General features: G+C 68.3%; 21 protein-coding genes. 11 read left to right on the forward strand and 10 right to left on the reverse strand.

The genetic code is table 11. The features are described 5' to 3' along the window. Window position 1 precedes the first annotated feature (1 nt). The 4 genes from AC099J_RS14625 to pdxH form a co-directional block, all read right to left on the reverse strand. Window positions 2-721, reverse strand: coding sequence for a hypothetical protein (locus tag AC099J_RS14625; RefSeq protein ID WP_479616003.1), 720 nt, complete (start codon window positions 719-721; stop codon window positions 2-4). 409 nt (window positions 722-1,130) lie between these two features. Continuing rightward, on the reverse strand, window positions 1,131-2,273 hold the full coding sequence (locus tag AC099J_RS14630; protein WP_479616004.1) for a nucleoside hydrolase: 1,143 nt from the start codon (window positions 2,271-2,273) through the stop codon (window positions 1,131-1,133). Continuing rightward, entirely contained in the window at window positions 2,270-3,217 is a 948-nt protein-coding gene (locus AC099J_RS14635; protein WP_479616005.1) for a substrate-binding domain-containing protein, read from the reverse strand. Before AC099J_RS14635 ends, AC099J_RS14630 begins: the two co-directional genes overlap by 4 nt. 121 nt (window positions 3,218-3,338) lie before the next feature. Next, a complete protein-coding gene (gene pdxH, locus AC099J_RS14640; protein WP_479616006.1) occupies window positions 3,339-3,986 on the reverse strand; it encodes a pyridoxamine 5'-phosphate oxidase in 648 nt (215 codons plus the stop codon). A gap of 73 nt (window positions 3,987-4,059) precedes the next feature. Between pdxH and AC099J_RS14645 the strand changes: the two genes are divergently transcribed. From AC099J_RS14645 to AC099J_RS14660, 4 genes are all read left to right on the forward strand, one after another. Next, window positions 4,060-4,635 (forward strand): TetR/AcrR family transcriptional regulator, encoded by a 576-nt coding sequence (locus AC099J_RS14645; RefSeq protein ID WP_479616007.1) that lies wholly within the window; start codon window positions 4,060-4,062, stop codon window positions 4,633-4,635. Window positions 4,636-4,714: 79 nt separating this feature from the next. Further along, window positions 4,715-5,173, forward strand: coding sequence for a (2Fe-2S)-binding protein (locus AC099J_RS14650; RefSeq protein ID WP_479616008.1), 459 nt, complete (start codon window positions 4,715-4,717; stop codon window positions 5,171-5,173). Window positions 5,174-5,226: 53 nt separating this feature from the next. Beyond that, on the forward strand, window positions 5,227-7,446 hold the full coding sequence (locus tag AC099J_RS14655; protein ID WP_479616296.1) for a xanthine dehydrogenase family protein molybdopterin-binding subunit: 2,220 nt from the start codon (window positions 5,227-5,229) through the stop codon (window positions 7,444-7,446). 5 nt (window positions 7,447-7,451) lie between these two features. Beyond that, entirely contained in the window at window positions 7,452-8,003 is a 552-nt protein-coding gene (locus tag AC099J_RS14660; RefSeq protein ID WP_479616009.1) for a nucleotidyltransferase family protein, read from the forward strand. Here AC099J_RS14660 and AC099J_RS14665 read toward each other — a convergent pair. After that, the gene (locus tag AC099J_RS14665) at window positions 7,987-8,532 is read right to left on the reverse strand and encodes a gamma-glutamylcyclotransferase (RefSeq protein WP_479616297.1); all 546 of its coding nucleotides are present in this window, start codon (window positions 8,530-8,532) and stop codon (window positions 7,987-7,989) included. The two genes, AC099J_RS14660 and AC099J_RS14665, sit on opposite strands and share 17 nt — an antisense overlap. Window positions 8,533-8,770: 238 nt before the next feature. On the opposite strand from AC099J_RS14665, the gene edd reads away from it, so the two are divergent. The 3 genes from edd to AC099J_RS14680 all read left to right on the forward strand — a co-directional run bounded on the left by edd (window position 8,771) and on the right by AC099J_RS14680 (window position 12,408). After that, entirely contained in the window at window positions 8,771-10,609 is a 1,839-nt protein-coding gene (gene edd / locus AC099J_RS14670; protein ID WP_479616010.1) for a phosphogluconate dehydratase, read from the forward strand. Then, window positions 10,600-11,241, forward strand: coding sequence for a bifunctional 4-hydroxy-2-oxoglutarate aldolase/2-dehydro-3-deoxy-phosphogluconate aldolase (gene eda / locus AC099J_RS14675; protein WP_479616011.1), 642 nt, complete (start codon window positions 10,600-10,602; stop codon window positions 11,239-11,241). The genes edd and eda overlap by 10 nt, the downstream gene beginning before the upstream one ends. A 180-nt stretch (window positions 11,242-11,421) precedes the next feature. Further along, entirely contained in the window at window positions 11,422-12,408 is a 987-nt protein-coding gene (locus AC099J_RS14680) for a tripartite tricarboxylate transporter substrate binding protein (protein WP_479616012.1), read from the forward strand. Window positions 12,409-12,454: 46 nt separating this feature from the next. Here AC099J_RS14680 and gloA read toward each other — a convergent pair whose 3' ends face one another. Beyond that, the gene (gene gloA, locus AC099J_RS14685; protein ID WP_479616013.1) at window positions 12,455-12,865 is read right to left on the reverse strand and encodes a lactoylglutathione lyase; all 411 of its coding nucleotides are present in this window, start codon (window positions 12,863-12,865) and stop codon (window positions 12,455-12,457) included. A 14-nt stretch (window positions 12,866-12,879) separates the two neighbouring features. Beyond that, window positions 12,880-13,419, reverse strand: coding sequence for a PaaI family thioesterase (locus AC099J_RS14690; protein ID WP_479616014.1), 540 nt, complete (start codon window positions 13,417-13,419; stop codon window positions 12,880-12,882). A gap of 52 nt (window positions 13,420-13,471) precedes the next feature. Between AC099J_RS14690 and AC099J_RS14695 the strand changes: the two genes are divergently transcribed. The 3 genes from AC099J_RS14695 to AC099J_RS14705 all read left to right on the forward strand — a co-directional run bounded on the left by AC099J_RS14695 (window position 13,472) and on the right by AC099J_RS14705 (window position 19,133). Beyond that, window positions 13,472-13,945: a MarR family winged helix-turn-helix transcriptional regulator gene (locus AC099J_RS14695; RefSeq protein ID WP_479616015.1), complete on the forward strand. Its 474-nt coding sequence runs from the start codon at window positions 13,472-13,474 to the stop codon at window positions 13,943-13,945. Further along, complete coding sequence (locus tag AC099J_RS14700) at window positions 13,935-15,188, forward strand: MFS transporter (protein WP_479616016.1); 1,254 nt, start codon at window positions 13,935-13,937, stop codon at window positions 15,186-15,188. The genes AC099J_RS14695 and AC099J_RS14700 overlap by 11 nt, the downstream gene beginning before the upstream one ends. A 123-nt stretch (window positions 15,189-15,311) precedes the next feature. Then, on the forward strand, window positions 15,312-19,133 hold the full coding sequence (locus AC099J_RS14705) for an EAL domain-containing protein (protein ID WP_479616017.1): 3,822 nt from the start codon (window positions 15,312-15,314) through the stop codon (window positions 19,131-19,133). A 19-nt stretch (window positions 19,134-19,152) separates the two neighbouring features. On the opposite strand, the gene AC099J_RS14710 is transcribed toward AC099J_RS14705, so the two are convergent. Further along, window positions 19,153-19,812, reverse strand: coding sequence for a 2-dehydro-3-deoxy-6-phosphogalactonate aldolase (locus AC099J_RS14710; RefSeq protein WP_479616018.1), 660 nt, complete (start codon window positions 19,810-19,812; stop codon window positions 19,153-19,155). Next, a complete protein-coding gene (locus tag AC099J_RS14715) occupies window positions 19,809-20,741 on the reverse strand; it encodes a 2-dehydro-3-deoxygalactonokinase (RefSeq protein ID WP_479616019.1) in 933 nt (310 codons plus the stop codon). Before AC099J_RS14715 ends, AC099J_RS14710 begins: the two co-directional genes overlap by 4 nt. Window positions 20,742-20,791: 50 nt before the next feature. On the opposite strand from AC099J_RS14715, the gene AC099J_RS14720 reads away from it, so the two are divergent. Beyond that, window positions 20,792-21,175, forward strand: a complete 384-nt coding sequence (locus AC099J_RS14720) for a cupin domain-containing protein (RefSeq protein ID WP_479616020.1) — start codon at window positions 20,792-20,794, stop codon at window positions 21,173-21,175. A gap of 123 nt (window positions 21,176-21,298) precedes the next feature. Here AC099J_RS14720 and AC099J_RS14725 read toward each other — a convergent pair whose 3' ends face one another. After that, the gene (locus tag AC099J_RS14725; RefSeq protein WP_479616021.1) at window positions 21,299-23,065 is read right to left on the reverse strand and encodes a DEAD/DEAH box helicase; all 1,767 of its coding nucleotides are present in this window, start codon (window positions 23,063-23,065) and stop codon (window positions 21,299-21,301) included. Window positions 23,066-23,226 lie beyond the last annotated feature (161 nt).

The following is a 23,226-nucleotide window of genomic DNA, read 5'->3' on the forward strand; positions in this document are numbered from 1 at the left end:
GTTATATTCTGTCTACCGGAACGTCTTCATAAGCTTTGATGGCTAAGCTACCGACGCCGGCGGCACGCGATATGCCCTTAAAGAATCTCCGCAGTTTCACCAATTTGAGCAATAGTGGTCCCGACGTACCAAGTGCGCGATAGGCAGCATCGCCAGAAACTACTAATCCGGAGTCGAGCTTTAGATCTCCCAATTCAAAAGACCTGAGCGCTTCAATTCCTCCCTTTAAGGATACCGTAGACGAGTCGGAAGCTGCTAACACCAAGGCCAAATTATTTGCCACTCGCAAGCTTGACACTAATACCCACGAAGAATCCCACCGGCTGTCCTCTCGAAGCAATGAGCATACTGTTTCTAAGTTTGCTACGTCATCGGTATAGGTTCGGCACGACTTCAGATATAACGAGTTTTGCCGGGCAAAATTTATCTGCATCTCCCCGCCGGCACCTCCGATCTCCAGTGTGGATGCGGTCACTTTTCCTTCCATTCCCAGATATTTGACCTGAGTTCCCGCACTAAGGAATTCGAGGTTCGACGGGGCGGAGCGGGTTTGCTTAAGAACATCCGACGGAAGAAACTCATCCAATTGACCAAGTTTCTGAAAAATTCCGTCTTGTAGCATGCCGAAATCCCCGAGCGAAATTCGAGTACCTGGCTCCCACACGGGATGCATACCTAACTCGCGCCTTACTGTTTTCGCATAGTTATCTCTAACCGACATTGGAACTCCTAAACTACATTCTTCACGCATCTGAAGATGCGATTGCGGTATTAGCTACAGACGGGATCGCTAAACATCAAGGGGCTCTCGCGGATTCTGACGCGACTACGCACTAAGTCAAGGCGGCGGCGCCTCTGGATGGGCGATGATCGGATGGCTACCACGCGCATTTGGAGCTCAAGTAGGCGCGCAGGGATCGGCGACCATCTTCTGTTCTCCCCTATGTCTGCTTCGACGACTGGATCTATGTGACCTGAATGACAGCAACGGGCGCGAAGCCGACCTTTTCTCCAGCGCTTCGCGCACGTCTGCCTGATCTTTCCCTGCTGCCGACCGACATTCAGCAGGCAGGCCACAGGCGGGGTTCGCGCATGGCGTACCAGCCACAACGCTGCGGAGCGATCGACCCTTACCGAATCGGCACCGGCCGCGTCAGCAAGTCCACGTAGAACTCGAAGAACCGCGCGTTGTCGAACTTCGTGACCACCTTCATCTTCTGCAGCGTCGGCCCGGCCGGCTGCGTGGCGTAGCCGATGGACTGGCCGTTGTTGGCGGCGCCCGGCGCGTTGACCACGTCCACGTACTCTTCCTTGACCTCGGTCGCATACGTGGGGTCCATCAGGTAGGCGATGGTCAGCGTGTCCCACACGTCCATTTCGTAGTTCGGGTCGCCCTCGAAGCCCACGCCGTTGAAGCCCGGGCCCATGACCTCCTGGAACTGCCGGGTCACGGCGGTCTGACGCGTGCCGCGCACGACGCGGTTGTACATCGGCGTGGTCAGCTGCACGGTGTCGGTCACGTCCAGCGGCACCACCACCTGCGGCACCGGCTGGCGCACCACGTACTGCGCGGCCTCGGGGTCGAACCACCAATTGAACTCGGCCGTCTTGGTGGTGTTGCCCGGCACGTGCACCGCCCCGCCCATGTAGATGATCTGCTTGATCAGCGGCACGATCTCGGGCGCCTTGCGCATGGCCTTGGCGATGTTGGTCAGCGGGCCGATGGCCAGGATGGTGATCTCGCGCGGGTTGGCCTTGATGCTGTCGATCAGGAAGTCCACGGCATGCTGGGGCTGCAGCGACACGGTCGTCGCGAAGCCGTCCGACGGCGCGACCACTTCGGCTGCGGTCGGTGCCGTCTTCTGCACGCTCCAGGCTCCGTAATAGCCGTCGTTGGCGGCGCCGGCCGCCAGTTCCTGCTCGATCGTGGCCCAGTCGTGCGACAGCGCGTAGTTCTCGCCGGCATAGACCGGGATGCGCTGGCCCATGCCCAGGCGCTCCATGGATTTCAGCGCCTCGGCCACACCCTGGTCCAGCCACTTGTTGCCCGAGACCACAGTGATGCCCAGCACCTTCAGCTTGCCTTCGGCCTGCAGCTGCGCGGCCATCACGCCCAGCTGGCCGTCGTCGCTCATGGTGTTGTAGTCGCTGTCGATGATGATCTTCTGTGCATCATCGTCGTCGCTGCCGCCGCAGCCGTGCAGTGCCAGTGCCAGTGCCAGACCGGCGAGCACGGCCCCGAAGGTGCGTCTTTGCATGACGGGCCCGTTCATTTGGAATCCTTGGTCACCAGCACCACGTCAGTCTTGATCTCGGCCGGCATGCCCGATTGCGGCGTCTTGGCGGCCAGGGCCTTCAGAGCCGTCTCAATGCCAAATACCGCCTGTTTGGCCGCGAACTGGTCGGCCGTGGCCAGCAGCCGCCCGTCTTTCAGCATGGGCTTGATGGCGCTGATGTTGTCGTAGCCCACCACCACTACCTTGCCGGTTTTGCCAGCAGCCTTGACCGCCGCCACGGCACCCAGCGCCATGCTGTCGTTGCCCGCCAGCAGGGCCTTCAAATCTGGGTGCTCGCGCATCATGCTGCTGGCCACCTGGTTGCCCTTGTCGATCTCCCACTGGCCCGACTGCACGCCCACCACGGTCACGCCGGCGGCCTTCATCGCATCCTGGTAGCCCAGCGTGCGCTGCTGGGCATTGAAGGTGGTGGACACGCCTTCGATGATGCCGACCTTGTCGCCGCTCTTGAGCGTCTTGGCCAGCGCATCGCCCACCAGCTTGGCACCGGCGCGGTTGTCCGGGCCGACGAAGGGCACGGACAGGCCCTTTTCCTTCAGCGCCGCCGGGTCCAGCTGGTTGTCGATGTTGACGATCAGCACGCCCTTGTCGGCGGCCGCCTTGATGGCGGGAACCAGGGCTTTGGAGTCGGCCGGGGCGATCACCAGCGCGTCGACCTTCTGCGCCACCATCTGCTCGACGATGCGGATCTGGGCGGCCGCGTCGGTCTCGTCCTTGATGCCGTTGGCCACCAGCGTGTACTGCTTGGCGTTGGCCTTCTGGTGCGCCTTGGCGCCTTCTTCCATGGTCAGGAAGAACTCATTGGCCAGCGACTTCATGACCAGCGCCACCTTGGGCGGGCTCTGCGCCCAGGTGGGCGTGGCGGCCAGCAGGCCGGCCAGGGCCAACGTGGTGGTGAGGGTGCGGCGGGTCGAACGCATGGGCTGTCTCCTTGTTGTGCTGCGTTGGAAAGCAGCCAATATAGGAAGACAAAAACGATTGCGCAAACGTTTGCGATCAGGGGTTTCCCGCGAGAAGGTTACGAAACGTTGGCGGCGCCGTTCAGGGCGCCAGCCGCTCGCGCAACCAGTCGCCGCCCTCCAGGCGGTACCGCAGCCTGTCGTGCAGCCGGCTCTTGCGGCCTTGCCAGAACTGCCATTCGGTGGGCACCAGCCGGTAGCCGCCCCAGTGTGGCGGGCGGGGCGGTTGCAAGAGGTACTGCGCGCCGATCTTGGCGGCGTTGGCCACCAGCACGCCGCGGCCCGAGATCACCTGGCTCTGCGGGCTGGCCCAGGCGCCGATGCGCGAGTCCAGCGGGCGGCTGGCAAAGTAGTCATCGCTCTCCTGCGCAGACGCTTTCTCCACCACGCCCTCGATGCGCACCACGCGTTCCAGCTCGACCCAGTGGAACTGCAACGCCGCATACGGGTTGCCGGCGAGTTCCTGGCCCTTGCGACTTTCATAGTTCGTGTAGAAGACCAGCCCGCGAGCGTCGTAGCCCTTGACGAGCACGATGCGCGTGGATGGCCTGAGGTCACCGCCCACAGTGGCCAGCGTCATGGCGTTGGGCTCGGGAACCTGGGCCGCGATGGCCTCGTTCAGCCATTGGTCGAACTGCTGCAGCGGGTCGGCATGCGAGGCCGATTCGTCGAGTTCGGCGCGCTCGTAGCTCTTGCGCAGAGCGGCGATGGAAGTTTGGAGTTCACTCATGGCGCAATTGTGCGCTGGCCGATCCAATGGCGATTGACGACTGAACATTCATTCGCCTAACATCGCCGCCGTGATGAAGCCCAAAGACGACGACAAACAGCAAGCCATCGCCAGCGCCACCTTTGCGCTGGTGGAGCAGGTCGGCCTGTCGGGCCTGACCATGGCCGGCATTGCGCGCCAGGCCGGCATCGCCACCGGCACGCTGTACGTGTACCACCGCTCCAAGGAAGAGCTGCTCAACGCGCTGTACGAGCAGGTCAAGGGCGCGCTGGCGCGGTTGATCACCGACGAGGCCGACGCAGGCCCCATGCCGTTCCGCGCGCGCTTTCAGCGCAACTGGCTGCGCATGCTGCAGCACCGGCGGGCGCATTACCCCGAGACGGTGTTCATGGAGCAGTACTACAACTCGCCCTGGTTCAGCGAGGCGTCGCGCCAGTTTTCGGCCCGCTTCACCAGCGCCTGCCTGGGCTTTTTCGACGAGGCGCGGGCGCAGCAGATCATCAAGGATGTGCCGACCATGCTGCTGGCGTCCAGCTTCTTCGGCTCGGTGCGCGAGACGGCCAATCTGCTTCGCAGTGGTGACCTGCCGGACACGGATGCCGCCCTCGCGCAAGCGTTCTCGATCTTCTGGGACGGCATCAAGGCCTGAAACCCGGGAAGTGCGTCTTTTGATTTCACCCGTAACAGAATGAACATTCATTCATAACATCCCCCACGAAGGAGTTCCCATGGCCACCTTGAACATCAATGGCAAAGACATGCGCGTCGATGCCGACGACTCGACGCCCATCCTCTGGGCCCTGCGCGACACGCTGGGCATGACGGGCACCAAGTTCGGTTGCGGCGCCGCGCTGTGCGGTGCCTGCACGGTGCATCTGAATGGCGCGGCGATCCGCTCCTGCGTGACGCCGATCGCGGCCGCCGCCGGGCAGAAGATCACCACCATCGAGGCCATCCCGAGCGACCGCGTCGGCAAGGCTGTGCACCAGGCCTGGGTCAAGATCGATGTGGCCCAGTGCGGCTACTGCCAGAGCGGCCAGATCATGAGCGCCACCGCGCTGCTGCAGGGCAATGCCAAGCCCAGCGATGCCGACATCGACGCTGCCATGGCCGGCAACATCTGCCGCTGCGGCACCTACGCCCGCGTGCGCGCCGCTATCCATGAAGCTGCGGCCACGCTGGCCTGAACGGGGAGACGACCATGCATTTGCAGAACACCACCACCGAACAACTGCGCGCCATGCTGCCGCCCGCGCTGGACCGACGGCTCGACACCGTCGCGCACACCGATGGCGTGCCGCGCCGCAGCTTCCTGAAGATCAGCGCCGCCACCGGCTTCGCGCTGGGCGTCTTTCCGCTGCTGGCCGACGCGCAGGGTGCCGCCGCCGCGCCGGGCTTGAAGCCTGCGCAACAACCCGCCGCGTTCGTGAACATTGCGAAGGACGGCATCGTCACCGTTACCGTGAACCGCCTCGAATTCGGCCAGGGCACGCACACCGGCCTGGCCATGGTGCTGGCCGAAGAGCTTGACGCCGATTGGGCGAAGGTGCGCGCCACGCACGGTGATGCGGCCCAGGCTTATGCCGACCCCGCGTTCGGCATGCACCTCACCGGTGGCTCCACGGCCATCAAGCATTCCTACACCCAGTACCGCGAGCTGGGCGCGCGCACGCGGGCCATGCTGGTCCAGGCTGCGGCCGCGCAGTGGGGCGTGCCTGTTGCATCGCTTGCGACCGAGCGCGGCGTGGTCATCGGCCCAGGCGGCAAGCGTCTCGCGTACGGCGCGCTGGCCGAGGCCGCCATGGCGCTGCCGGTGCCCGCCCAGGTGACGTTGAAAGTGCCGAAGAACTTCAAGCTGATCGGCCAGCCCACGGGCCGGCTCGACGCCGCCGCCAAGTCCAGCGGCCAGCAGTCCTTCGGCATCGACGTGCGCGTGCCTGGCATGCTGACGGCGGTGTGCCAGCACCCGCCCGTGTTCAAGGGGAAGATTGCATCGTTGGACGATGCCGCTGCCCGGGCCGTGCCCGGCGTGAAGGCCGTGCTGCGCGTGCCGCTGCACGACGGCGGCGAGGGCGTCGCCGTGGTGGCCACCGGCTACTGGGCGGCCAAGCAGGGCCGCGATGCGCTGAAGCTGCAGTGGAGCGACGCCGGCGTCGAGAAGGTCGACAGCGCCGCGCAGCTGGCCAGCTACCGGGCGCTGGCGGGCAAGACCGGCAACTTGAAATTCGACGCCGATGTGTCGGGCCTGGCCAAGGCACCGCACAAGATCAGCGCGGAGTTCGTCTTCCCCTACCTGGCCCATGCGCCGATGGAGCCGCTGAATTGCACCGTGCAGTTGACGGGCCGCGGCGCCGACGCCAAGGCCAAGCTCTGGGTCGGCACGCAGATGCCGGGCCTGGAGGCCGCCGCCGCCGTGCGCGTGCTGGGCATCAAGCCCGAGAACCTGGCGATCGAGGTGCAGATGGCCGGCGGTGGCTTCGGCCGTCGCGGCCTGCCGACCAGCGACTATGTGGTCGAGGCCTGCACCATCGCCAAGGCTGCGCAGGCCGCAGGTATCGACGCGCCCATCCAGACGCTGTGGAGCCGCGAGGACGACATCCGTGGCGGCTACTACCGGCCCATGCACCTGCACCGCGCCGAGATCGGCTTCGACGCGCAGGGCAAGGTGCTGGCCTGGGACCATGTGATCGTCGGCCAGTCCATCCTGGCCGGCACCTTTTTCGAGGGCGCGATGGTCAAGGACGGTGTGGACACCACCATGGTCGAAGGCATGCGCGAGCCCTACGCGCTGCCCATGCGCCTGTCCGCCCACCACCCGAAGGTGAACGTGCCGGTGCTGTGGTGGCGCAGCGTGGGGTCCACGCACACGGCCTACGTCATGGAGACGCTGATCGACGAGATCGCGCGCACGACCAAGCAAGACCCGGTGGCCTACCGCATGGCGCTGATGGACGAGAAGAGCGCGCGCCACCGCGCCGCCCTGCAACTGGCGGTCGACCGCTCGGGCTATGGCAAGCGCACGCTGGCTGCAGGCCGCGCCTGGGGCGTGGCCGTGCACGAGTCGTTCAGCTCGGTCGTGGCCTACGTGGTCGAGGCGTCCATCGAGAGCGGCACGCCCAAGCTGCACCAGGTCACGGCCGGCGTGCACTGCAACCTGGCGGTGAACCCCAAGAGCGTGGAGGCGCAGATCCAGGGCGCAGCGCTGATGGGCTTGTCGATGTGCCTGCCGGGCGCGGCCATCACGCTGAAGGACGGCGTGGTGGAGCAGAGCAACTTCGGTGATTTCGCCGTCCCGCGCATTACCGACATGCCCAAGATCGCCGTGCACATCGTGCCCAGTGCCGATGCGCCCACCGGCATGGGCGAGCCGGGCCTGCCGCCGCTGGCCCCCGCGTTCGCCAATGCGCTGGCGCGGCTGACGGGCAAGCCACTGCGCGAGCTGCCGTTCAAGCTGGCTTGAAGGCGATGCCGGGGGCACCTGTCGTGCTGGTGCTGGCCTCGGGCCGGGGCGAGCGCTTTCGGGCTTCGGGTGGGCAAGTGCACAAGTTGCAGGCGCTGCTGGCCGGCAAGCCGGTGCTTGCGCACACGCTGGACGCGGTGCGCGCCAGCGGGCTGGCCTGGCATCTGGAGGACGCGGGGCATCCGGGCATGGGCGACTCCATCGCAGCGGCGGTGCGGGCCACGCAGGGAGCAGGGGGCTGGCTGGTGTTGCCGGGCGATCTGCCGCTGGTTGCTCCGGCTTCCCTGCGTTTGGTGGCGGCGGCTTTGGCGCAGGCGGCTGTGGTGCTGCCCACGCACGACGGCGTGCGCGGCCACCCGGTCGGCTTCTCACGTGTTTGCCGGGACGAGCTGCTGGCGCTCACCGGTGAGGCGGGCGCCGCTGCCATCGTGCAGGCGCGCAAGCGGGCCGGGCAGGTGCTGGAACTGGTGCTGGACGATGCCGGCTGCGTGACCGATATCGACACGCTGGACGATCTGGCGCGGGCCGAGCAGCTGTGGCTCAGCCGGCCAGCCTGAGCAGCCGCCCCAGCGCCTTGTCGTGGATCTGATGGCGCTTCAGGCCGTCGTAGGTCTGTTGCGCGTAGTCCAGCGTCGTGCCGTAGCGGCCGCACGACTGCGCGAACACGCGGCGGTAGTCGTCGTCGGTCAGCACGCGCGTGAAGTTGGGGCTGTTGCGCGACAGCGTGAACGCCAGCGCGCGCACCGGGCCGTGCGGCGTGGCGCAGTCCAGCCAGCGCGGGTCGTACACGCCGGTCATCATCTCGCGCTCCCACAGCCGCTCCAGCACGGCATGGCCGTCGGCGCGCGGCACGCGGAACACCACGCCCTGGCAGCTGCCGCCCGACAGTAGCGCGAACACCAGGCCCGGGCATTCGGGCGTGCCACGGTTGATGCGGCTCCACATCTTCAGCGCCCGGTGCCAGCCGTGCACGCGGGCGGGGCGGTGCTCGATATGGTCGAACTCCGGGCGCCAGATCAGCGAGCCATAGCCGAAGATCCACAGGTCGCTCTGGCCGCCCCATTGCTGGCGTGCGCGCTCCAGCATGGGCACGGGATCGCGCAGCGGGGGCGGCAGTGAAGGGGGCGCAGGCGGTGTCACGGCTGCCACTCTAAGCCATGGCGGAGGGCGTGCGCGCCGGCCGGCGGCGCTGCTGGTTTCGTAACCTGCTCGTAACCCTGCAGGCCTGGATCACACGGGTTCGCGGTTAGCATCATCGAGGCCACCAGGCGCCGCGATCGGGCGTGCCCACGCGTGGTCCCACTTGCCGAGCGAGGCCACCACGATGAAGACCCACGCCACCGTCCAACACGTCACAGACCGCATCAAGGCCCGCAGTGCGCCCGGTCGCAGCGCCTACCTGGAGCGGCTGCAGGCCACCGCCAGCCGCACCCGCGGCTCCGACCGCATGGGCTGCGCCAACGTGGCGCACGCCTTTGCCGCCATGCCGTCCAACGACAAGTTCAAGGTCGTGGCCGAGCGCGCGCCCAACATCGGCATCGTCAATGCCTACAACGACATGCTGTCGGCCCACCAGCCGCTGCAGCACTACCCCGATCTGGTCAAGGAGGAGGTGCGCAAGTTCGGCGCCACGGCGCAGGTGGCCGGCGGCGTGCCCGCCATGTGCGATGGCGTCACGCAAGGCCTGCCCGGCATGGAGCTGTCGCTGTTCAGCCGCGACGTGATCGCCATGGCCACCGCCGTCTCGCTCACGCACGACATGTTCGATGGCGCGCTGATGCTGGGCGTGTGCGACAAGATCGTGCCCGGCCTGTTGATCGGCGCGCTGCATTTCGGCCACCTGCCCACGGTGTTCGTGCCGGCCGGCCCCATGCCCTCGGGCCTGTCCAACAACGCCAAGGCCAAGGTGCGCGAGCAGGCGGCCCAGGGCCTGGTGGGCCGCAAGGAATTGCTGGAGGCAGAGTCAGCTGCCTACCACTCTGCCGGCACCTGCACTTTCTACGGCACGGCCAACAGCAACCAGATGCTGCTGGAAGCCATGGGCCTGCATGTGCCGGGCACGGCCTTCGTGCAACCGGGCGAGGCGCTGCGCACCGAGCTCACGCGCGAAGCCGCCCGCACCGTGCTGGGCCATGGCAGCGCCATTGCTGGCAACACCGCGGCCTTCAAGTGCCCGCCCATCGGGCTGCTCGTCGACGAGCGCGCCATCGTGAACGCCATGGTCGCGCTGCTGGCCACCGGTGGCTCGACCAACCACCTGATCCACTGGGTGGCGGTGGCGCGTGCAGCCGGCATCACCATCGACTGGGACGATTTCGCCGCGCTCTCCGAAGTCGTGCCACTGCTCTCACGCGTCTACCCGAACGGCAGTGCCGATGTGAACCAGTTCCAGGATGCAGGCGGCCCGGGTTTCGTGATCCGCGAGTTGCTGGATGCCGGTCTCATGCACGAGGACGTGCTGACCGTCCGCGCCGGCGGCATCCGCGACTACACCCATGTGCCCGTGCTGCAGGGCGAAGCGCTGGGGTGGGCGCCGCCCGGCCCGTCGAAGGACGAGGCCATCGTGCGCAGCGCCACCGCGCCGTTCAGCGCCACCGGTGGCTTGAAGCTGCTGCAGGGCAACCTGGGCCGCAGCGTGATCAAGGTGTCGTCGGTGCCCGACGACCGCCACGTGATCGAGGCGCCGGCCCGCATCTTCGAATCGCAGGAGGAGCTGCAGAAGGCGTTCTCGGCCGGCGAGATGCAACGCGACCTGGTCTGCGTCGTGCGCTGGCAAGGCCCGCAGGCCAATGGCATGCCCGAGCTGCACAAGCTCACGCCGCCGCTGGCGGTGTTGCAGGGCCGGGGCTTCAAGGTGGCGCTGGTGACCGACGGTCGCATGAGCGGCGCGTCGGGCAAGGTACCGGCCGCCATCCACCTGTCACCGGAAGCGGCTGCCGGTGGCCCGTTGGCCAAGCTGCGCAACGGCGACATCGTGCGGCTGGACGCGCCCGCCGGCACGCTGCAGGCGCTGGTGCCGCAGGCCGAGTGGGACGCCCGCACCGCCGACACCATGCCCGAGGCCCTGCGTGTGGCCAACAACCTGGGCCTGGGACGAGATTTGTTTGCTGGCATGCGGCGCAACGCCGCCGCGGCCGAAGAAGGAGCGACGACATGGCTGTGAACACCCCCCTGACTTCTCTGGACGTGATGCGCGATGCGCCGGTCATCCCGGTCATCGTGCTGCACGATGTGGCCCACGCCGTGCCGTTGGCGCGCGCGCTGCTGGCCGGCGGCATCCGCATGCTGGAGGTGACGCTGCGCACGCCGCAGGCCCTGGCCTGTATCGAACAGATCGCCAAGCACGTCCCCGATGCCGTGGCCGGCGCCGGCACCATCCGCAGCGCCGCCGACGCACAGGCCGCCGCCATGGCCGGCGCACGCTTCGGCGTGAGCCCTGGGTACACCAGCAAGGTTGGCCAGGCCTGCCGAGACGCCGGCTTTCCGCTGCTGCCCGGTGTGGCCACCGGCAGTGAAATCATGATGGCGCAGGAAGATGGGCTGACCGAGCTGAAGTTCTTCCCCGCGATGCAGGCCGGCGGCATGGCCATGCTGAAGGCCTGGCAGGGCCCGTTCGGCGAAGTCACGTTCTGCCCCACGGGCGGCGTGACGGTGGGCAACGCGCCGGAATTTCTGGCGCTGTCCAACGTGGCGTGCGTCGGCGGTTCGTGGATCGTGCCGAACGACGCCATCGTGGCGGGCGACTGGGGTCGCATCGAACAGCTGGCGCGCGCTGCCAGCCAGCTTCAGCGGTAGATCCTGCGCACGGTGGCCGTCCGGCCGCTGCGCGCTCGTTTTCTGGAGGCTTGGCCGCCCCCGATTGGCCCTGCGGTCCTACCGGTGGCGCATGCACCGATGGCGCGCCAGCGTGGCCGGCGCGATGATGTCTTCTCCTGCCACAGCGCCTTCGCGGTGGCTTTTTTTTGGAGAGTACCCATGCACCTGCCGCACCCCGATCGTCGCCACGCCTTGGCCATCGCCTTGTCTGTGCTGCTGGCCGCCCCCGTGGCCGCGCAGCCAGCCCCCTATCCCGGCCGCCCCATCACGCTGGTCGTGCCGCAGGCCGCGGGCGGCACCAACGACATCGTGGGCCGCCTGGTGGGCCAGAAGCTGGCCGAAGTGCTGGGCGGCACGGCCGTGGTGGACAACCGGCCGGGTGCCGGCGGCAACATCGGCACGCAGCACGTGGCGCGCGGCCCCAAGGATGGCTACACGCTGCTGATGACGATCAGCAGCAGCCAGGCCATCAACCCCTCGCTGTACAAGAACCCGGGCTTCGACCCGGTCAGAGACTTCGTGCCGATCGGCCTGGTCGGCGCGGTGCCCAACGTGTTGCTGGTGAACCCCACGTTCCCGGCGCAGAACCTGGCTGAGTTCCTGGCGCTGGCGCGCAAGAGCCAGGCCGACTACCAGTACGCCTCGGCCGGTAACGGCACGCTCAACCACCTGCTGGGCGAGATGCTCAACAGCATGGCTGGCCTGAAGCTGCAGCACGTGCCCTACAAGGGAGTGGCCCCGGCCATGAACGATGTGATGGGTGGTCAGCTGCCCATGCTCTTTGCCAGCCTGCCGTCGGCGCTCGCCCACATCCAGGGCGGCAAGCTGCGCGCCATCGCCGTCAGCGGCGCCAAGCGATCGCCGGCATTGCCGAACGTGCCGGCCATCGCCGAGGCTGTGCCCGGCTATGACGGCACGCTGTGGATCGGCCTGTTCGCGCCGACCGGCGTGCCCGCTGCGGTGCAAACGACGCTGGAGGAGGGCATGCGCAAAGCGCTGGCCGCGACCGACCTGCGTGACAAGCTGACCCAACAGGGCGTGGAGATCGCGCCGCCCACTTCGCCGGCCCAGTTCAGCGCGCTGTTGCAGGACGACCTGGCCAAGTGGGCCCGGATCGTCAAAAGCTCGGGCGCTGCTGTCGATTGAGGGCCGTGCGCGGCCGGCGCATCAGAAGCGAGTGCCTCTCAAGCGCTCAGCGCAGACCGCCGCCGCTGCCACCTTCTGCGCGCTGGATGAGCTCGATCTTGTAGCCGTCGGGATCGGTCACGAAGGCGATCACCGTGGTGCCGCCCTTGACCGGGCCGGCCTCGCGCGTGACGTTGCCGCCACTCGTCTTGATGCGCTCGCAGGCCGCGGCCGCATCGGGTACGCCCAACGCGATGTGGCCGTAGGCGGTGCCCATCTCGTAGTGGTCCACGCCGTGGTTGTAGGTCAACTCGATCTCGGCGTGGTCGGGGTTGTTGCCGTAGCCGACGAAGGCGAGCGAGTACTTGTACTCGGGGTTCTCGCTGGTGCGCAGCAGTTTCATGCCGAGCACCTGGGTGTAGAAATCAATCGAGCGCTGGAGATTGCCAACGCGCAGCATCGTGTGGAGAAGTCGCATCGGCTGATTGTGCTTCAGCGCTGCGCAAAGACCAGGCAGGTGGTGGTGGCGTGGGCGTACAGCTTGTCGTCCGGGCCCACGATGCGGGCCTCGGCTGTGGCCATCTGGCGGCCGACGTGGATCACCTTGCCGATGGCGCGCAGCGGGCCGGTCTTGCTGGACGCGGCACGCACGATGTTCACCCCCAGCTCGGCCGTGGTGTAGCCGCTACCGGCCGGCAGGCTGGTGTGGACGGCGCAGCCCAGCGCCGAATCGAGCAACGTGGCGTACCAGCCGCCGTGCACCGAGCCCAGGGGGTTGTAATGCTTGAGCTGGGGTGTGCCCTGAAAGATCGCGGTGCCTGGGCCCACTTCCACCAGAGCGAAATCCAGCGTATCGGCGATGTGGGGGTAGGGAAGCTCGCCGGCCAGCATGGCTTGCATCACCTCCAGGCCGCTCTTGCCGGCCACGTGCTCGGGCCGAGCCAGGCCGGCCGCCCCACCGCCTGCGCGCATGCGGGCCACCACGTCCTGCACTTCGCGCGTCCAACGCTCCCGGGTTTCTTCTGCGCTCATCGCATCGTCCTTTTGATTGCAATTACAAAGGTTGTAGCTACAATCATAATCCATGAGCACCCGACCGCGCAACAGCCCTCAGCCCCAGGGTTGCACCAACATGCAACTGCGCCAGTTGATGCGCAGGGTCGCGCAGCACTATGACGTCGAGCTTGCCCGCGCCGGCCTCAAGACCACGCAGTTCTCGCTGCTGACGGCGGTCGACAAGCTGGGGCCGCTGCAGCCGGGGGCGCTGGCGCGCACGCTGGGGCTGCAGGCGTCCACACTCACGCGCAACCTCAAGCCCTTGGTGGCCGCTGGCCTGCTGACGCTGGGCCCGGGTGCGGACGGGCGCAGCCGCCTGGTGGCCATCACCGAGGCCGGCCGTGCCAAGCGCGCCGAGGCCAAGGCGATGTGGAAGCACGCGCAGCTGGAGCTGAACCGCCTGCTGGGGGTCGAGCGGGTGGTGGCGCTGCACAGCCTGATCCAGGAATCGTTGGCCTTGCTGGCACCCGTTCCTGTAGAGGAAGAGACCGATGCCGTCTGAACCCGCCCCCGCCTCCGCCACGCCGTCGCGCGCGCTGTGGCTGATCCTGCTGGCCGCAGCCGGCACCTTCGCGCTGACCATGGGCACGCGCCAGACCATGGGGCTGTTCCTGGGGCCGCTCAACACGGCCACCGGCCTGGGCCTGCCCAGCATCAGCCTGGCGTTCGCGTTCGGCCAGCTGTGGTGGGGGTTGACCCAGCCGTTCGCCGGCGCAATCGCCGACAAGGTCGGCACCGGCCGCGTGCTGGCGACCGGCATCGTGCTGGTGGCGCTGGGCACCGTCCTGACACCCTGGATGACCAGCACCGCAGGGCTGATCTTCGCCATCGGCGTGCTGTCCGCCGGCGGCGCTGGCATGGCGGGGCCGGCGGTGCTGATGGCCGCCGTCACGCGCATGACGGCGCCCGCACAGCGCGGCCTGGCCACCGGGATCGTCAATGCCGGTGGCTCGTTCGGCCAGTTCGTGATGGCGCCGCTGGCCGCCGCCTTGATGCTTGGTTTGGGCTGGGCAAGTGCCATGCAGGCGCTGGGGCTGATGGTGTTGCTGGCCTTGCCGGCCGTGTGGGCGTTGCGCGGCAGCGCGTCTGCTGCGGCCGCATCGCCTGCGGCCGCGGCAGCCGCCCGGCCCTTGGGCAACATGGATGCGATGCGCGTGGCGTTCGCGGACCGCAGCTACCGGCTGCTGGCGGCCGGCTTCGTGGTCTGCGGCTTCCACGTCGCCTTCCTCGCCACGCACCTGCCCGGCGTGGTGGCGGCCTGCGGGTTGCCGGCAGAGTGGGGCGCCTGGTCGCTGGCCATGATCGGCCTGTTCAACATCGTCGGTAGCGTGGGCATGGGCTGGGCGGTGGGCCGCTGGCGCATGAAGTCGCTGTTGGCGCTCGTCTATGCGCTGCGCGCGCTGGCCATCGTGCTGTTCCTGCTGGCGCCCAAGACGGGGCCGGTGATGCTGCTGTTCTCGGCCTTCATGGGGCTGACCTTTCTGTCGACCGTGGCGCCCACCGCCGGGCTGGTGGCCAAGTTTTTCGGCACCGGCAACATGGCGCTGCTGTTCGGCCTGTTGATGCTGGCGCACCAGGTCGGCGGCTTTCTGGGCGCCTGGCTGGGCGGGCAGGTGTTCGCGGCGACCGGCAGTTTCGATGCCATGTGGCTGCTGGACATCGCACTGGCGGTGGGCGCGGCGCTGATCCACTTGCCGATCCGCGAGGCCCGGCTGGCCCAGCCGGTGCGCGCCGCTGCAGCCTGAATCGCGGCCCTTCACCTGCCTGGCGGCGCGCCGCCAGCCGCAGGGGATGGCCGGCCGCCGCTGGCCGACGCGCGGCGGCGCCGGCCGCAAGCACGGCAGGGCCGTGTGTCAGCATCCTCCTACGTGACCACGTCTCCCCCCGATCTGCCCGCAGCTGCAGGCGCATCGCCATCGGGACAGGCGCATCCACCCGATCCCGAATTCGACTGGCTGCTCGCGCCCTTGCTGCTCGCACTCGGCCCGTCCGCCGATGACGCCGCGCTGCAGGGCGCTGTCCGCGCCTGCGAGGCCCGCTTTCGCGAGATGGCAGGGCGCCTGGACATGGCGCAGCACACCCGCGTGCGGCAGGAGATCCGGCGCACCGTCGACGACCGTGTCGCAATCTCTCGCCTGCAGCAGGAGATGGCCTCGCTCGAACTGGACCTGCCCACGCTGCTGGCCACCGTGGTGCAGCGCACACCGGCGCTGACGAGCGCCGACGGTTGCGCGCTGGAGCTGCTGGAGGACGACGGCTCGCTGGTGGTACGGGCCGGCAGCGGGTTGATGGCGCCCTTCATCGGCAAGCGCAGTCTGCCGGCCGAGACCATGCTGGGCCGAACCTTGGCCGAGCGCCGCGTGATGGCGTGCGAGGACATCGAGCAGGACAGCCGTGTCGACCGTCAGCTCGCCCGCCGTATCGGTGCGCGCGGCCTGGTGATGGCGCCGCTGCGCTCGGGCGACAAGATGGTGGGCGTGCTGGTGGCGGCCTACGCCGCGCCGCATGCCTTCTACGACCGCGACGTCGGCAATCTGCAGTTGCTGGGTGAATCGGTGGGCGTGACCATCGACCGGCACCGCATGAACGCCAAGCTGCGCACGTCCGAGGCCAAGTACCGCCTGCTCTTCGACCGCAACCCCCAGCCCATGTTCGTGGCCGACCGCGGCAACCTGCGCATCATCGCGGCCAACGCTTCGGCGGCCGAACGCTATGGCTACAGCGAGTCCGAACTGCTGGCCATGTCCCTGCCCGACCTGCTGGCGCCGGGCGAGACGGCCGGGCGTGAGCCGCAGCCCGGCGCGCGTTTTGGCGATCTGCAGTTGCGCCATCGAACCAAGGACGGCGAGCTGTTCGACGTCGAGGCTTCCGGCGCAACGATTGAGTTCGACGACCGCGTTGCGCGTCTGATCCGCTGCACCGACATCACCAAGCGGCTGCGCGCCGAACGCGACCTGGTGCGCGTCAGCCGGGCGCAGCACATGCTGTCTGCCTGCAACGAGAGCGTGGTGCGTGCCAGCTCCGAAAACGCCTTGCTGCAGGAGCTGTGCCGCATCGCCGTGGACATCGGCGGCTACCGCATGGCCTGGGCCGGTTTTGCCCACGACGACGAGCAACGGCGCATCGAACCCGTGGCCAGCGTCGGCGATGTGGGCAACTACCTGCATGATGATTTCTTGCTGAGCTGGTCCGACCAGGTGCCCCATGGCCTGGGGCCTGCGGGGCTGACCATCCGCAGCGGCGAGTTGGTGATCGTGGAGGATGTGCGGCGCGATCCGATCTTTGCGCCCTGGGCGGCGCGCGCGATCGAGCACTGCTTCTACGGTGTGGTGTGCCTGCCGCTGCGCGACGGCGAGCGCACCTTCGGCCTGTTCTACCTGTACCTGGCGGAGGTGGCGTCGCCGAGCGCGGACGAGGTGGCGTTGCTGCGGGCGCTGGCGGACGACCTGGCCTTTGGCCTGGTGACGCTGCGTGCGCGCGAACAGCAGCGCCGCACCCAGGAGACGCAGCAGCGCATCCAGAACGCCATGCTGAAGGTGGCGGCGGCGGTGTCCGCCAGCACAGGCACCGAGTTCTTCGAGCAGCTGGCACGCAACATGGCCGATGCCCTCGGCGCGCAAGCCGGGTTCATCGCCACGCTGGCGCAGGAAGAACCGCTGGTGGCGCGGGCCCTGGGCGCGGTGGTGCACGGCCAGGTGCGCCGCAATTTCGACGCACCGCTGCAGGGCACGCGGCTGGCGAAGCTGCTGGACGAGGGCCGCTGGATCGTCGAGGACGGGGTGCGCGAGGAGTACGCGCCCTGTGCGCTGCTGAGTGGCATCGGCGCCCAGGTCTACGCCGGCCATGCGCTGCAGGATGGCGCGGGCCGCACCACCGGCTTCGTGCTGGTGGCGTTCTCCGAGCCACTGGCCGAGCGCGCGTTCCTGATGTCCACGCTGCGCATCTTCGCGGTGCGGGTGGCCGCGGAACTGGACCGGCGCCATGCCGACGAGCGCAGCCGCCACCAGGCCTCGCTGCTGGACAAGGCGCGCGATGCCATCGTGGTGAGCGACATCGCCGACCGGGTGGTGTATTGGAACAAGAGCGCCGAACGCCTGTACGGCTGGGAGGCGGCCGAGGTCATGGGCCAGCCGGTCTCAGCACTGCTGGCCGATGACGGCGCCACCGCCCGCCACGCCCGTGCGCAACTGCTGGCCAGCGGCGAGTGGACGGGCGAGGTCGCGCGGCGGCGCAAGCATGGCAGCCCGGTGCTGGTGGAGGCGCGTTGGACCCTGGTGCGCGACGATCAGGGCGCGCCGCAATCGGTGCTGATGATCGATACCGACATCACGCAGCGCAAGGCGGCCGAGGCCAAGATCCAGAAGCTGGCGTTCTACGACGCCCTGACCAGCCTGCCCAACCGTCAGCTGCTGCAGGACCGGCTGCAAAAGGCCCTGGCGTCCAGCCAGCGCCACGGCAGCAGTGGCGCGCTGCTGTGCATCGACCTGGACAACTTCAAGACGCTGAACGACACGCTGGGCCACGACAAGGGCGACATGCTGCTGCAGCATGTGGCGATGCGCTTGGTCTCTTGCGTGCGCGAGATGGACACCGTGGCCCGCCTGGGCGGCGACGAGTTCGTGATCGTGCTGGAGGAGCTGGCCGGCTCGGCGGAGGAGGTCGGCGGCCACGCACGCCGGATCGGCGAGAAGATCCTGAACACGCTGGCCGAGCCCTATCGGCTGGAGGGCTATGAGCACCTGAGCACGGCCAGCATGGGCGTGGCGAGCTTCGGCCCGGGCACCGAGAGCGTGGGTGAGTTGCTCAAGCAGGCCGACATCGCCATGTACCAGGCCAAGAGCGCGGGCCGGCACACGCTGCGGTTTTTCGATCCCGGGCTGCAGGCGGCAGTGACGGCCCGCGCGGCGCTGGAAGGCGATCTGCGCCAGGCCTTCGTGCAGCGCGAATTCCTGCTGCACTACCAGCCACAGGTGGACGGTGCCGGACGCATCACCGGCGTGGAGGCACTGGTGCGCTGGCAGCACCCGCAGCGCGGCATGGTGTCGCCGGCCGACTTCATCCCGCTGGCCGAGGAGACCGGCATGATCCTGCTGCTGGGCCACCGCGTGCTGGAGATCGCCTGCACGCTGTTGGCCTCCTGGCGCGAGCGGCCCGGGGCCTGCGCCCTGACCATGGCGGTGAATGTGAGCGCGCGGCAGTTTCGCCACGCCGAATTCGTGCGCCAGGTGCGCAGCGTGCTCGAGCTGACAGGGGCCGACCCCGGGCGCCTGAAGCTGGAGCTCACCGAAAGTGTGCTGGTGGACGACATGGCGGCCATCGTCTCGAAGATGGCGGCGCTCAAGGACATGGGCGTGCGCTTCGCGCTGGACGATTTCGGCACCGGCTATTCGTCGCTGACCTACCTGAAGAAGCTGCCGCTGGACCAGCTGAAGATCGACCAGTCGTTCGTGCGCGATGTGCTGACCGATGCGAACGATGCCGCGATCGCCCGCACCGTGATCGCGCTGGCCAGCAGCCTGGGCCTGGGTGTGATCGCCGAGGGGGTGGAGACCGCCGAGCAGCGTGACTTTCTCGCCCGCGAGGGCTGCCATGCCTACCAGGGCTACTTCTTCAGCCGACCGGTGCCGGCCGAGGCGTTGGAACAGTTGCTGACCGACCGGGGCGTGACGAGCCCGGCGGTCGGGCGCTAGCAGCCCGGCGCCGGCGCCATCAGGCGGCCTGTGGGGCCTGCCAGGCGGCCTGTGGGGCCTGCCAGGCGGCCGCGAAGGCCGCCGCATCGCGCTGCACCGCGGCAGCCGCCTTGCCGGGCTTGTACAGCGCCGAGCCGATGCCGCAGCCTGCCGCGCCAGCGTCGCGCCACACCGCAATGTTCTCTGCCGTCACGCCGCCCACCGGCAGCAGCGCCGTGCCGGCGGGCAGCACCGCCAGCATGGCCTTGACCACGCTGGGCGAGGCCATCTCCGCAGGGAACAGCTTCAGGCCATGGGCGCCAGCGGCCAGCGCGCCGAACGCCTCGGTCGGCGTCAGGATGCCGGGCAGGCAGACCATGTCCAGCCGGGCGGCCTCGCGCACCACCTCGGCTTCGAAATTGGGCGACACGATCAGGCGCCCGCCAGCGGCCTGCACCTCGCGCACCTGGGCAGCGCTGAGCACGGTGCCGGCCCCGACGAGCGCGCCGGGGTGGGCCGCCGCCAGCTGGGCGATGCTGTCCAGCGGCTGGGGCGAGTTCAGCGGCACTTCGAGCATGGCGAAACCGGCGCCCGTCAGCGCCTGGCCGATGGCGGGTGCCTCGGCCGGCGTCAGGCCGCGCAGGATGGCGACCAGCGGCAGGCGGGCCATGGCGGCGCGAAGGTGGGAAGCGGCGTTCATGCAATGTCCTGTTCGTTGAGGGTGCGGGCCAGCGCGTGCAGGCCGGCCCAGGTGGCTTGCGCGCCGAGTGCGAGGGTCGGCACCTCGTGCACCTGCAGCGCCAGCGCGTAGCGTTCGGTCAGGGTCTGCGAGCCGATCAGCACCACGCGCTCACCCGCGGTGGGCGCGGCACCTCGCAGTTCGGCGCCGATCACCAGGCCCGACAGATAGCTGGCCAGCGCTGCGGCCGAGAGCCGGTCGAACAGCGACAGCGTGCGCGCGCTGAACGCGTGGTGCAGCAGGCCACCGGCGCCGCGCGCGCGGCGCACGCCTTGCACGAAGGCATCCTGCTCGAACGGCGCATCGGCCTGCAGCGTGCGCGCGAGGATGGAGTGCTGGCTCAGCAGCGCATAGAACTCACCGGTCATGAAGCTGCGAAAGTGCGTCACCCGGCCGTCGTCCACCCGGGCCCACTTGCTGTGGGTGCCAGGCAGCACGAACTGGCCCTCGCGCAAGCCGGCCAGCTGCATCGCGCCGAAGATCTGCACCTCTTCGCCGCGCATGACATCGGGCGTGCCGCCGTCTTCGGTGCTGAGACCGGGCACGATCGCCACCGGCATCGCGGGGCGGGCGGTGTCCACCCAGGCCAGGCGCGCGCCGAGTTCAGCAAAGCCGGCCGGGCAGGGGCAGTAGGGCGCTTCGATCCAGCCTTGCCGGCTGCCGGCCATGCCGCTCACCAGGGTCAGCCGGCCGGGCTCTCGCCAGTCGCCGTAGTGCTCGTCCAGCACGGCCTCGAAGCCGCCGGCCGGCACCGTCAGGATGCCGCGGGGAAAGGCGCGCTCGTGCAGCACCTGGCCGTCAGCGGCCAGCAGCGCGCCGCGCAACGAACTGGTGCCCCAGTCGATGGCCAGCAGGCCGAGGCGGGGTTGGATAGGGGCAGTGGAAGGCATGGCGGGGTTATACCGCGCGCGATACTCGCCGCTTTTCAAGGACGACGACCATGACGCAACTCCGCACGACTGTGCTCTTCACCGACACCGATGGGCGCGCGCGCTTCAAGGACGAAGAAGTGCCGCTGGCCGAGGGCACGCCGCAGGCCATGTTGTCGGCGCTGAAGGCCAGCGACGGCTACCAGTTTCGCGAGAGCCCGGTCGGCTTTCGCAGCCAGTTCCATGTGACCGTCACGCCGCAGTGGCTGGTGATCCTGAGCGGGCAGATGGAGATCGGCCTGCAGGACGGCAGCACACGCGTGTTCGGCCCCGGTGAGGTGTTCTATTCGAACGATGTGCTGCCGGCCGGCGCCACCTTCGACGCGAGCGTGCACGGGCATTGGAGCCGGCAGGTCGGGGACGAGCCGCTTCGGACCTTGTTCGTGCGGACTTGAGCCGCCACGGGCGGACCGGACGCAAAAAAAGCCACCGCATGCGGTGGCTTCTCTTTGCGTGCCGAAGCGCGCTCTCAATCGCAGCTGCGGGCGCCAACCTGTGACCCCCGCACGCTGGCTGCTTCAGCGGCCGTAGCCGCCACCACCACCACCACCGCTGCGCTGGCCGCCGTGGCCACCACGGCCGCCGCCACCACCACCGCCACCGCCGCCACTGCGGTTGCCGCCGAAGCTGCGGCCGCGACCGGCTGCCATGCTGTCCACGCTGGTGCGCATCGGGTCGGGCTGACCACCGGCACCACCTGCACCGCCGCCCGTGCTGCGAGGGGCTGCGTTGCTGCGGCCGCCCAGTGTGGACGTGCGCATCGGATCTGGCTGGCCATGGCTGTGGCCACCACCACCGTGGCCACCACCACCGTAGCCGCCACCACCACCACCGCCGCCGCCGCCGTGGCGAGCACCGGCGCCGCCGCTGGCCGGGCGGGCCGGCTGGTGACGCGGCTGACCGCCACCGCCACCGCCACTGCGTGCGCCACCGCCGCCACCGCCGCTGCGGCCTGCGCCCTGACGGCCGCCACCACCACCGCCACCACCACCGCTCTCACCCTTGGTCTCGCGCATGCGTTGCATCATCTCGCCGCGCGCGGCCTTGGCTGCAGCGGCCATGACCTCGCGGCTCGGCGGCTTGCCGGCACCGCCCCACAGGGTCTGTCGACCCATGGCGATGGGCTCGCCCTTTTCGCCGGCGTCGGGGCCGAAGCCATCGATCACCTGCACGGGAATGCGCTGCTTGGTGAAGTCTTCGATGTCCTGCATGAAGCCTTCTTCGTCCATGCAGACGAGGTTGATGGCTTCACCGCTAGCGCCGGCGCGGCCGGTGCGGCCGATGCGGTGCACGTAGTCTTCGCTGACGTTGGGGATTTCGTAGTTGACGACGTGCGGCAACTCGTCGATGTCGATGCCGCGGGCCGCGATGTCGGTCGCCACCAGGGCCCGGACTTCACCGGTCTTGAAGCCCGACAGTGCCTGTGTGCGCGCGCCCTGGCTCTTGTTGCCGTGCAGCGCCATGGCCGTCACGCCGTTCTTGTTCAGGTACTCAGCCACATGGTTGGCGCCGAACTTGGTGCGCGTGAACACCAGCACCTGGCTCCAGTTGTGCTCGCTGATGATGTGCAGCAGCAGGGCCTTTTTCTTCGCGCGGCCCACCGGGTGGATCACCTGCGTGATGCGCTGCACCGTGGTGTTGCGCGGCGTGACCTGGATGGATTGCGGGTCACGCAGCAGCGTGGCGGCCAGATCGCGGATCTCATCGCTGAAGGTGGCTGAGAAGAGCAGGCTCTGCTTGGCCTTGGGCACCACGGCCAGCACCTTCTTGACGTCGTGGATGAAGCCCATGTCCAGCATGCGGTCGGCTTCGTCCAGCACCAGGATCTGCACCTGGCCCAGGTCCAGCACGCCTTGCTGCAGCAGGTCCAGCAGGCGGCCGGGGGTGGCCACCAGAATGTCCACGCCTTGCTTGACCTTGCTGATCTGCGGGTTCATGCCGACACCGCCGAAGACGACGGTGGAGGTCAGGTCCAGGTACTTGCCGTAGGTCTGGACGGATTCCTCGACCTGGGCGGCGAGTTCACGCGTGGGCGTCAACACCAGGGCGCGGATGCCCTTGCCGTTGAACTTGTTGCGGGGGGCTTCGGTTTGCGAGAGGCGCTGCAGCATCGGCAGCACGAAAGCGGCGGTCTTGCCGGTGCCGGTCTGGGCACCGCCGAGCAGATCTCGGCCTTCCAGGACGACCGGGATGGCCTGGGCCTGGATCGCGGTGGGGGTTTCGTAGCCTTGCTCATGCACGGCTTTGAGGATGGCCGGAGCCAGGTTCAGTTCTTCGAATTTCATTGAACGACAGTTGGGCGCCCGTCCGGGCGCTAGGAGATCGGCCTGTCGCGATGGAGGGCCATCGGACCAGTCTTAGGCAGACATTGCTTGAGGAATGAGACCCGACGCGCCACAGAGCGTGGGCGGGAGTCGCCAGCGAAGTGCTGGTGTCGAGGCCGGCT

It is taken from the genome of Rhodoferax sp. RT4P68, assembly GCF_056521305.1.

What these genes read in the sequence shown, in the direction of transcription:
- pdxH (WP_479616006.1), bottom strand. Translation starts at nt 3,986, where the DNA reads ATGAGTGAACTCCAAACTTCCATCGCCGCTCTGCGCAAGAGCTACGAG.
- AC099J_RS14665 (WP_479616297.1), bottom strand. Translation starts at nt 8,532, where the DNA reads ATGCTGGAGCGCGCACGCCAGCAATGGGGCGGCCAGAGCGACCTGTGG.
- AC099J_RS14690 (WP_479616014.1), bottom strand. Translation starts at nt 13,419, where the DNA reads ATGAGCGCAGAAGAAACCCGGGAGCGTTGGACGCGCGAAGTGCAGGAC.
- edd (WP_479616010.1), top strand. Translation starts at nt 8,771, where the DNA reads ATGAAGACCCACGCCACCGTCCAACACGTCACAGACCGCATCAAGGCC.
- AC099J_RS14715 (WP_479616019.1), bottom strand. Translation starts at nt 20,741, where the DNA reads ATGCCTTCCACTGCCCCTATCCAACCCCGCCTCGGCCTGCTGGCCATC.
- AC099J_RS14635 (WP_479616005.1), bottom strand. Translation starts at nt 3,217, where the DNA reads ATGCGTTCGACCCGCCGCACCCTCACCACCACGTTGGCCCTGGCCGGC.
- AC099J_RS14695 (WP_479616015.1), top strand. Translation starts at nt 13,472, where the DNA reads ATGAGCACCCGACCGCGCAACAGCCCTCAGCCCCAGGGTTGCACCAAC.
- AC099J_RS14700 (WP_479616016.1), top strand. Translation starts at nt 13,935, where the DNA reads ATGCCGTCTGAACCCGCCCCCGCCTCCGCCACGCCGTCGCGCGCGCTG.
- AC099J_RS14650 (WP_479616008.1), top strand. Translation starts at nt 4,715, where the DNA reads ATGGCCACCTTGAACATCAATGGCAAAGACATGCGCGTCGATGCCGAC.
- AC099J_RS14710 (WP_479616018.1), bottom strand. Translation starts at nt 19,812, where the DNA reads ATGAACGCCGCTTCCCACCTTCGCGCCGCCATGGCCCGCCTGCCGCTG.
- gloA (WP_479616013.1), bottom strand. Translation starts at nt 12,865, where the DNA reads ATGCGACTTCTCCACACGATGCTGCGCGTTGGCAATCTCCAGCGCTCG.
- eda (WP_479616011.1), top strand. Translation starts at nt 10,600, where the DNA reads ATGGCTGTGAACACCCCCCTGACTTCTCTGGACGTGATGCGCGATGCG.
- AC099J_RS14630 (WP_479616004.1), bottom strand. Translation starts at nt 2,273, where the DNA reads ATGAACGGGCCCGTCATGCAAAGACGCACCTTCGGGGCCGTGCTCGCC.
- AC099J_RS14660 (WP_479616009.1), top strand. Translation starts at nt 7,452, where the DNA reads ATGCCGGGGGCACCTGTCGTGCTGGTGCTGGCCTCGGGCCGGGGCGAG.
- AC099J_RS14655 (WP_479616296.1), top strand. Translation starts at nt 5,227, where the DNA reads ATGCTGCCGCCCGCGCTGGACCGACGGCTCGACACCGTCGCGCACACC.
- AC099J_RS14720 (WP_479616020.1), top strand. Translation starts at nt 20,792, where the DNA reads ATGACGCAACTCCGCACGACTGTGCTCTTCACCGACACCGATGGGCGC.
- AC099J_RS14725 (WP_479616021.1), bottom strand. Translation starts at nt 23,065, where the DNA reads ATGAAATTCGAAGAACTGAACCTGGCTCCGGCCATCCTCAAAGCCGTG.
- AC099J_RS14645 (WP_479616007.1), top strand. Translation starts at nt 4,060, where the DNA reads ATGAAGCCCAAAGACGACGACAAACAGCAAGCCATCGCCAGCGCCACC.
- AC099J_RS14680 (WP_479616012.1), top strand. Translation starts at nt 11,422, where the DNA reads ATGCACCTGCCGCACCCCGATCGTCGCCACGCCTTGGCCATCGCCTTG.
- AC099J_RS14625 (WP_479616003.1), bottom strand. Translation starts at nt 721, where the DNA reads ATGTCGGTTAGAGATAACTATGCGAAAACAGTAAGGCGCGAGTTAGGT.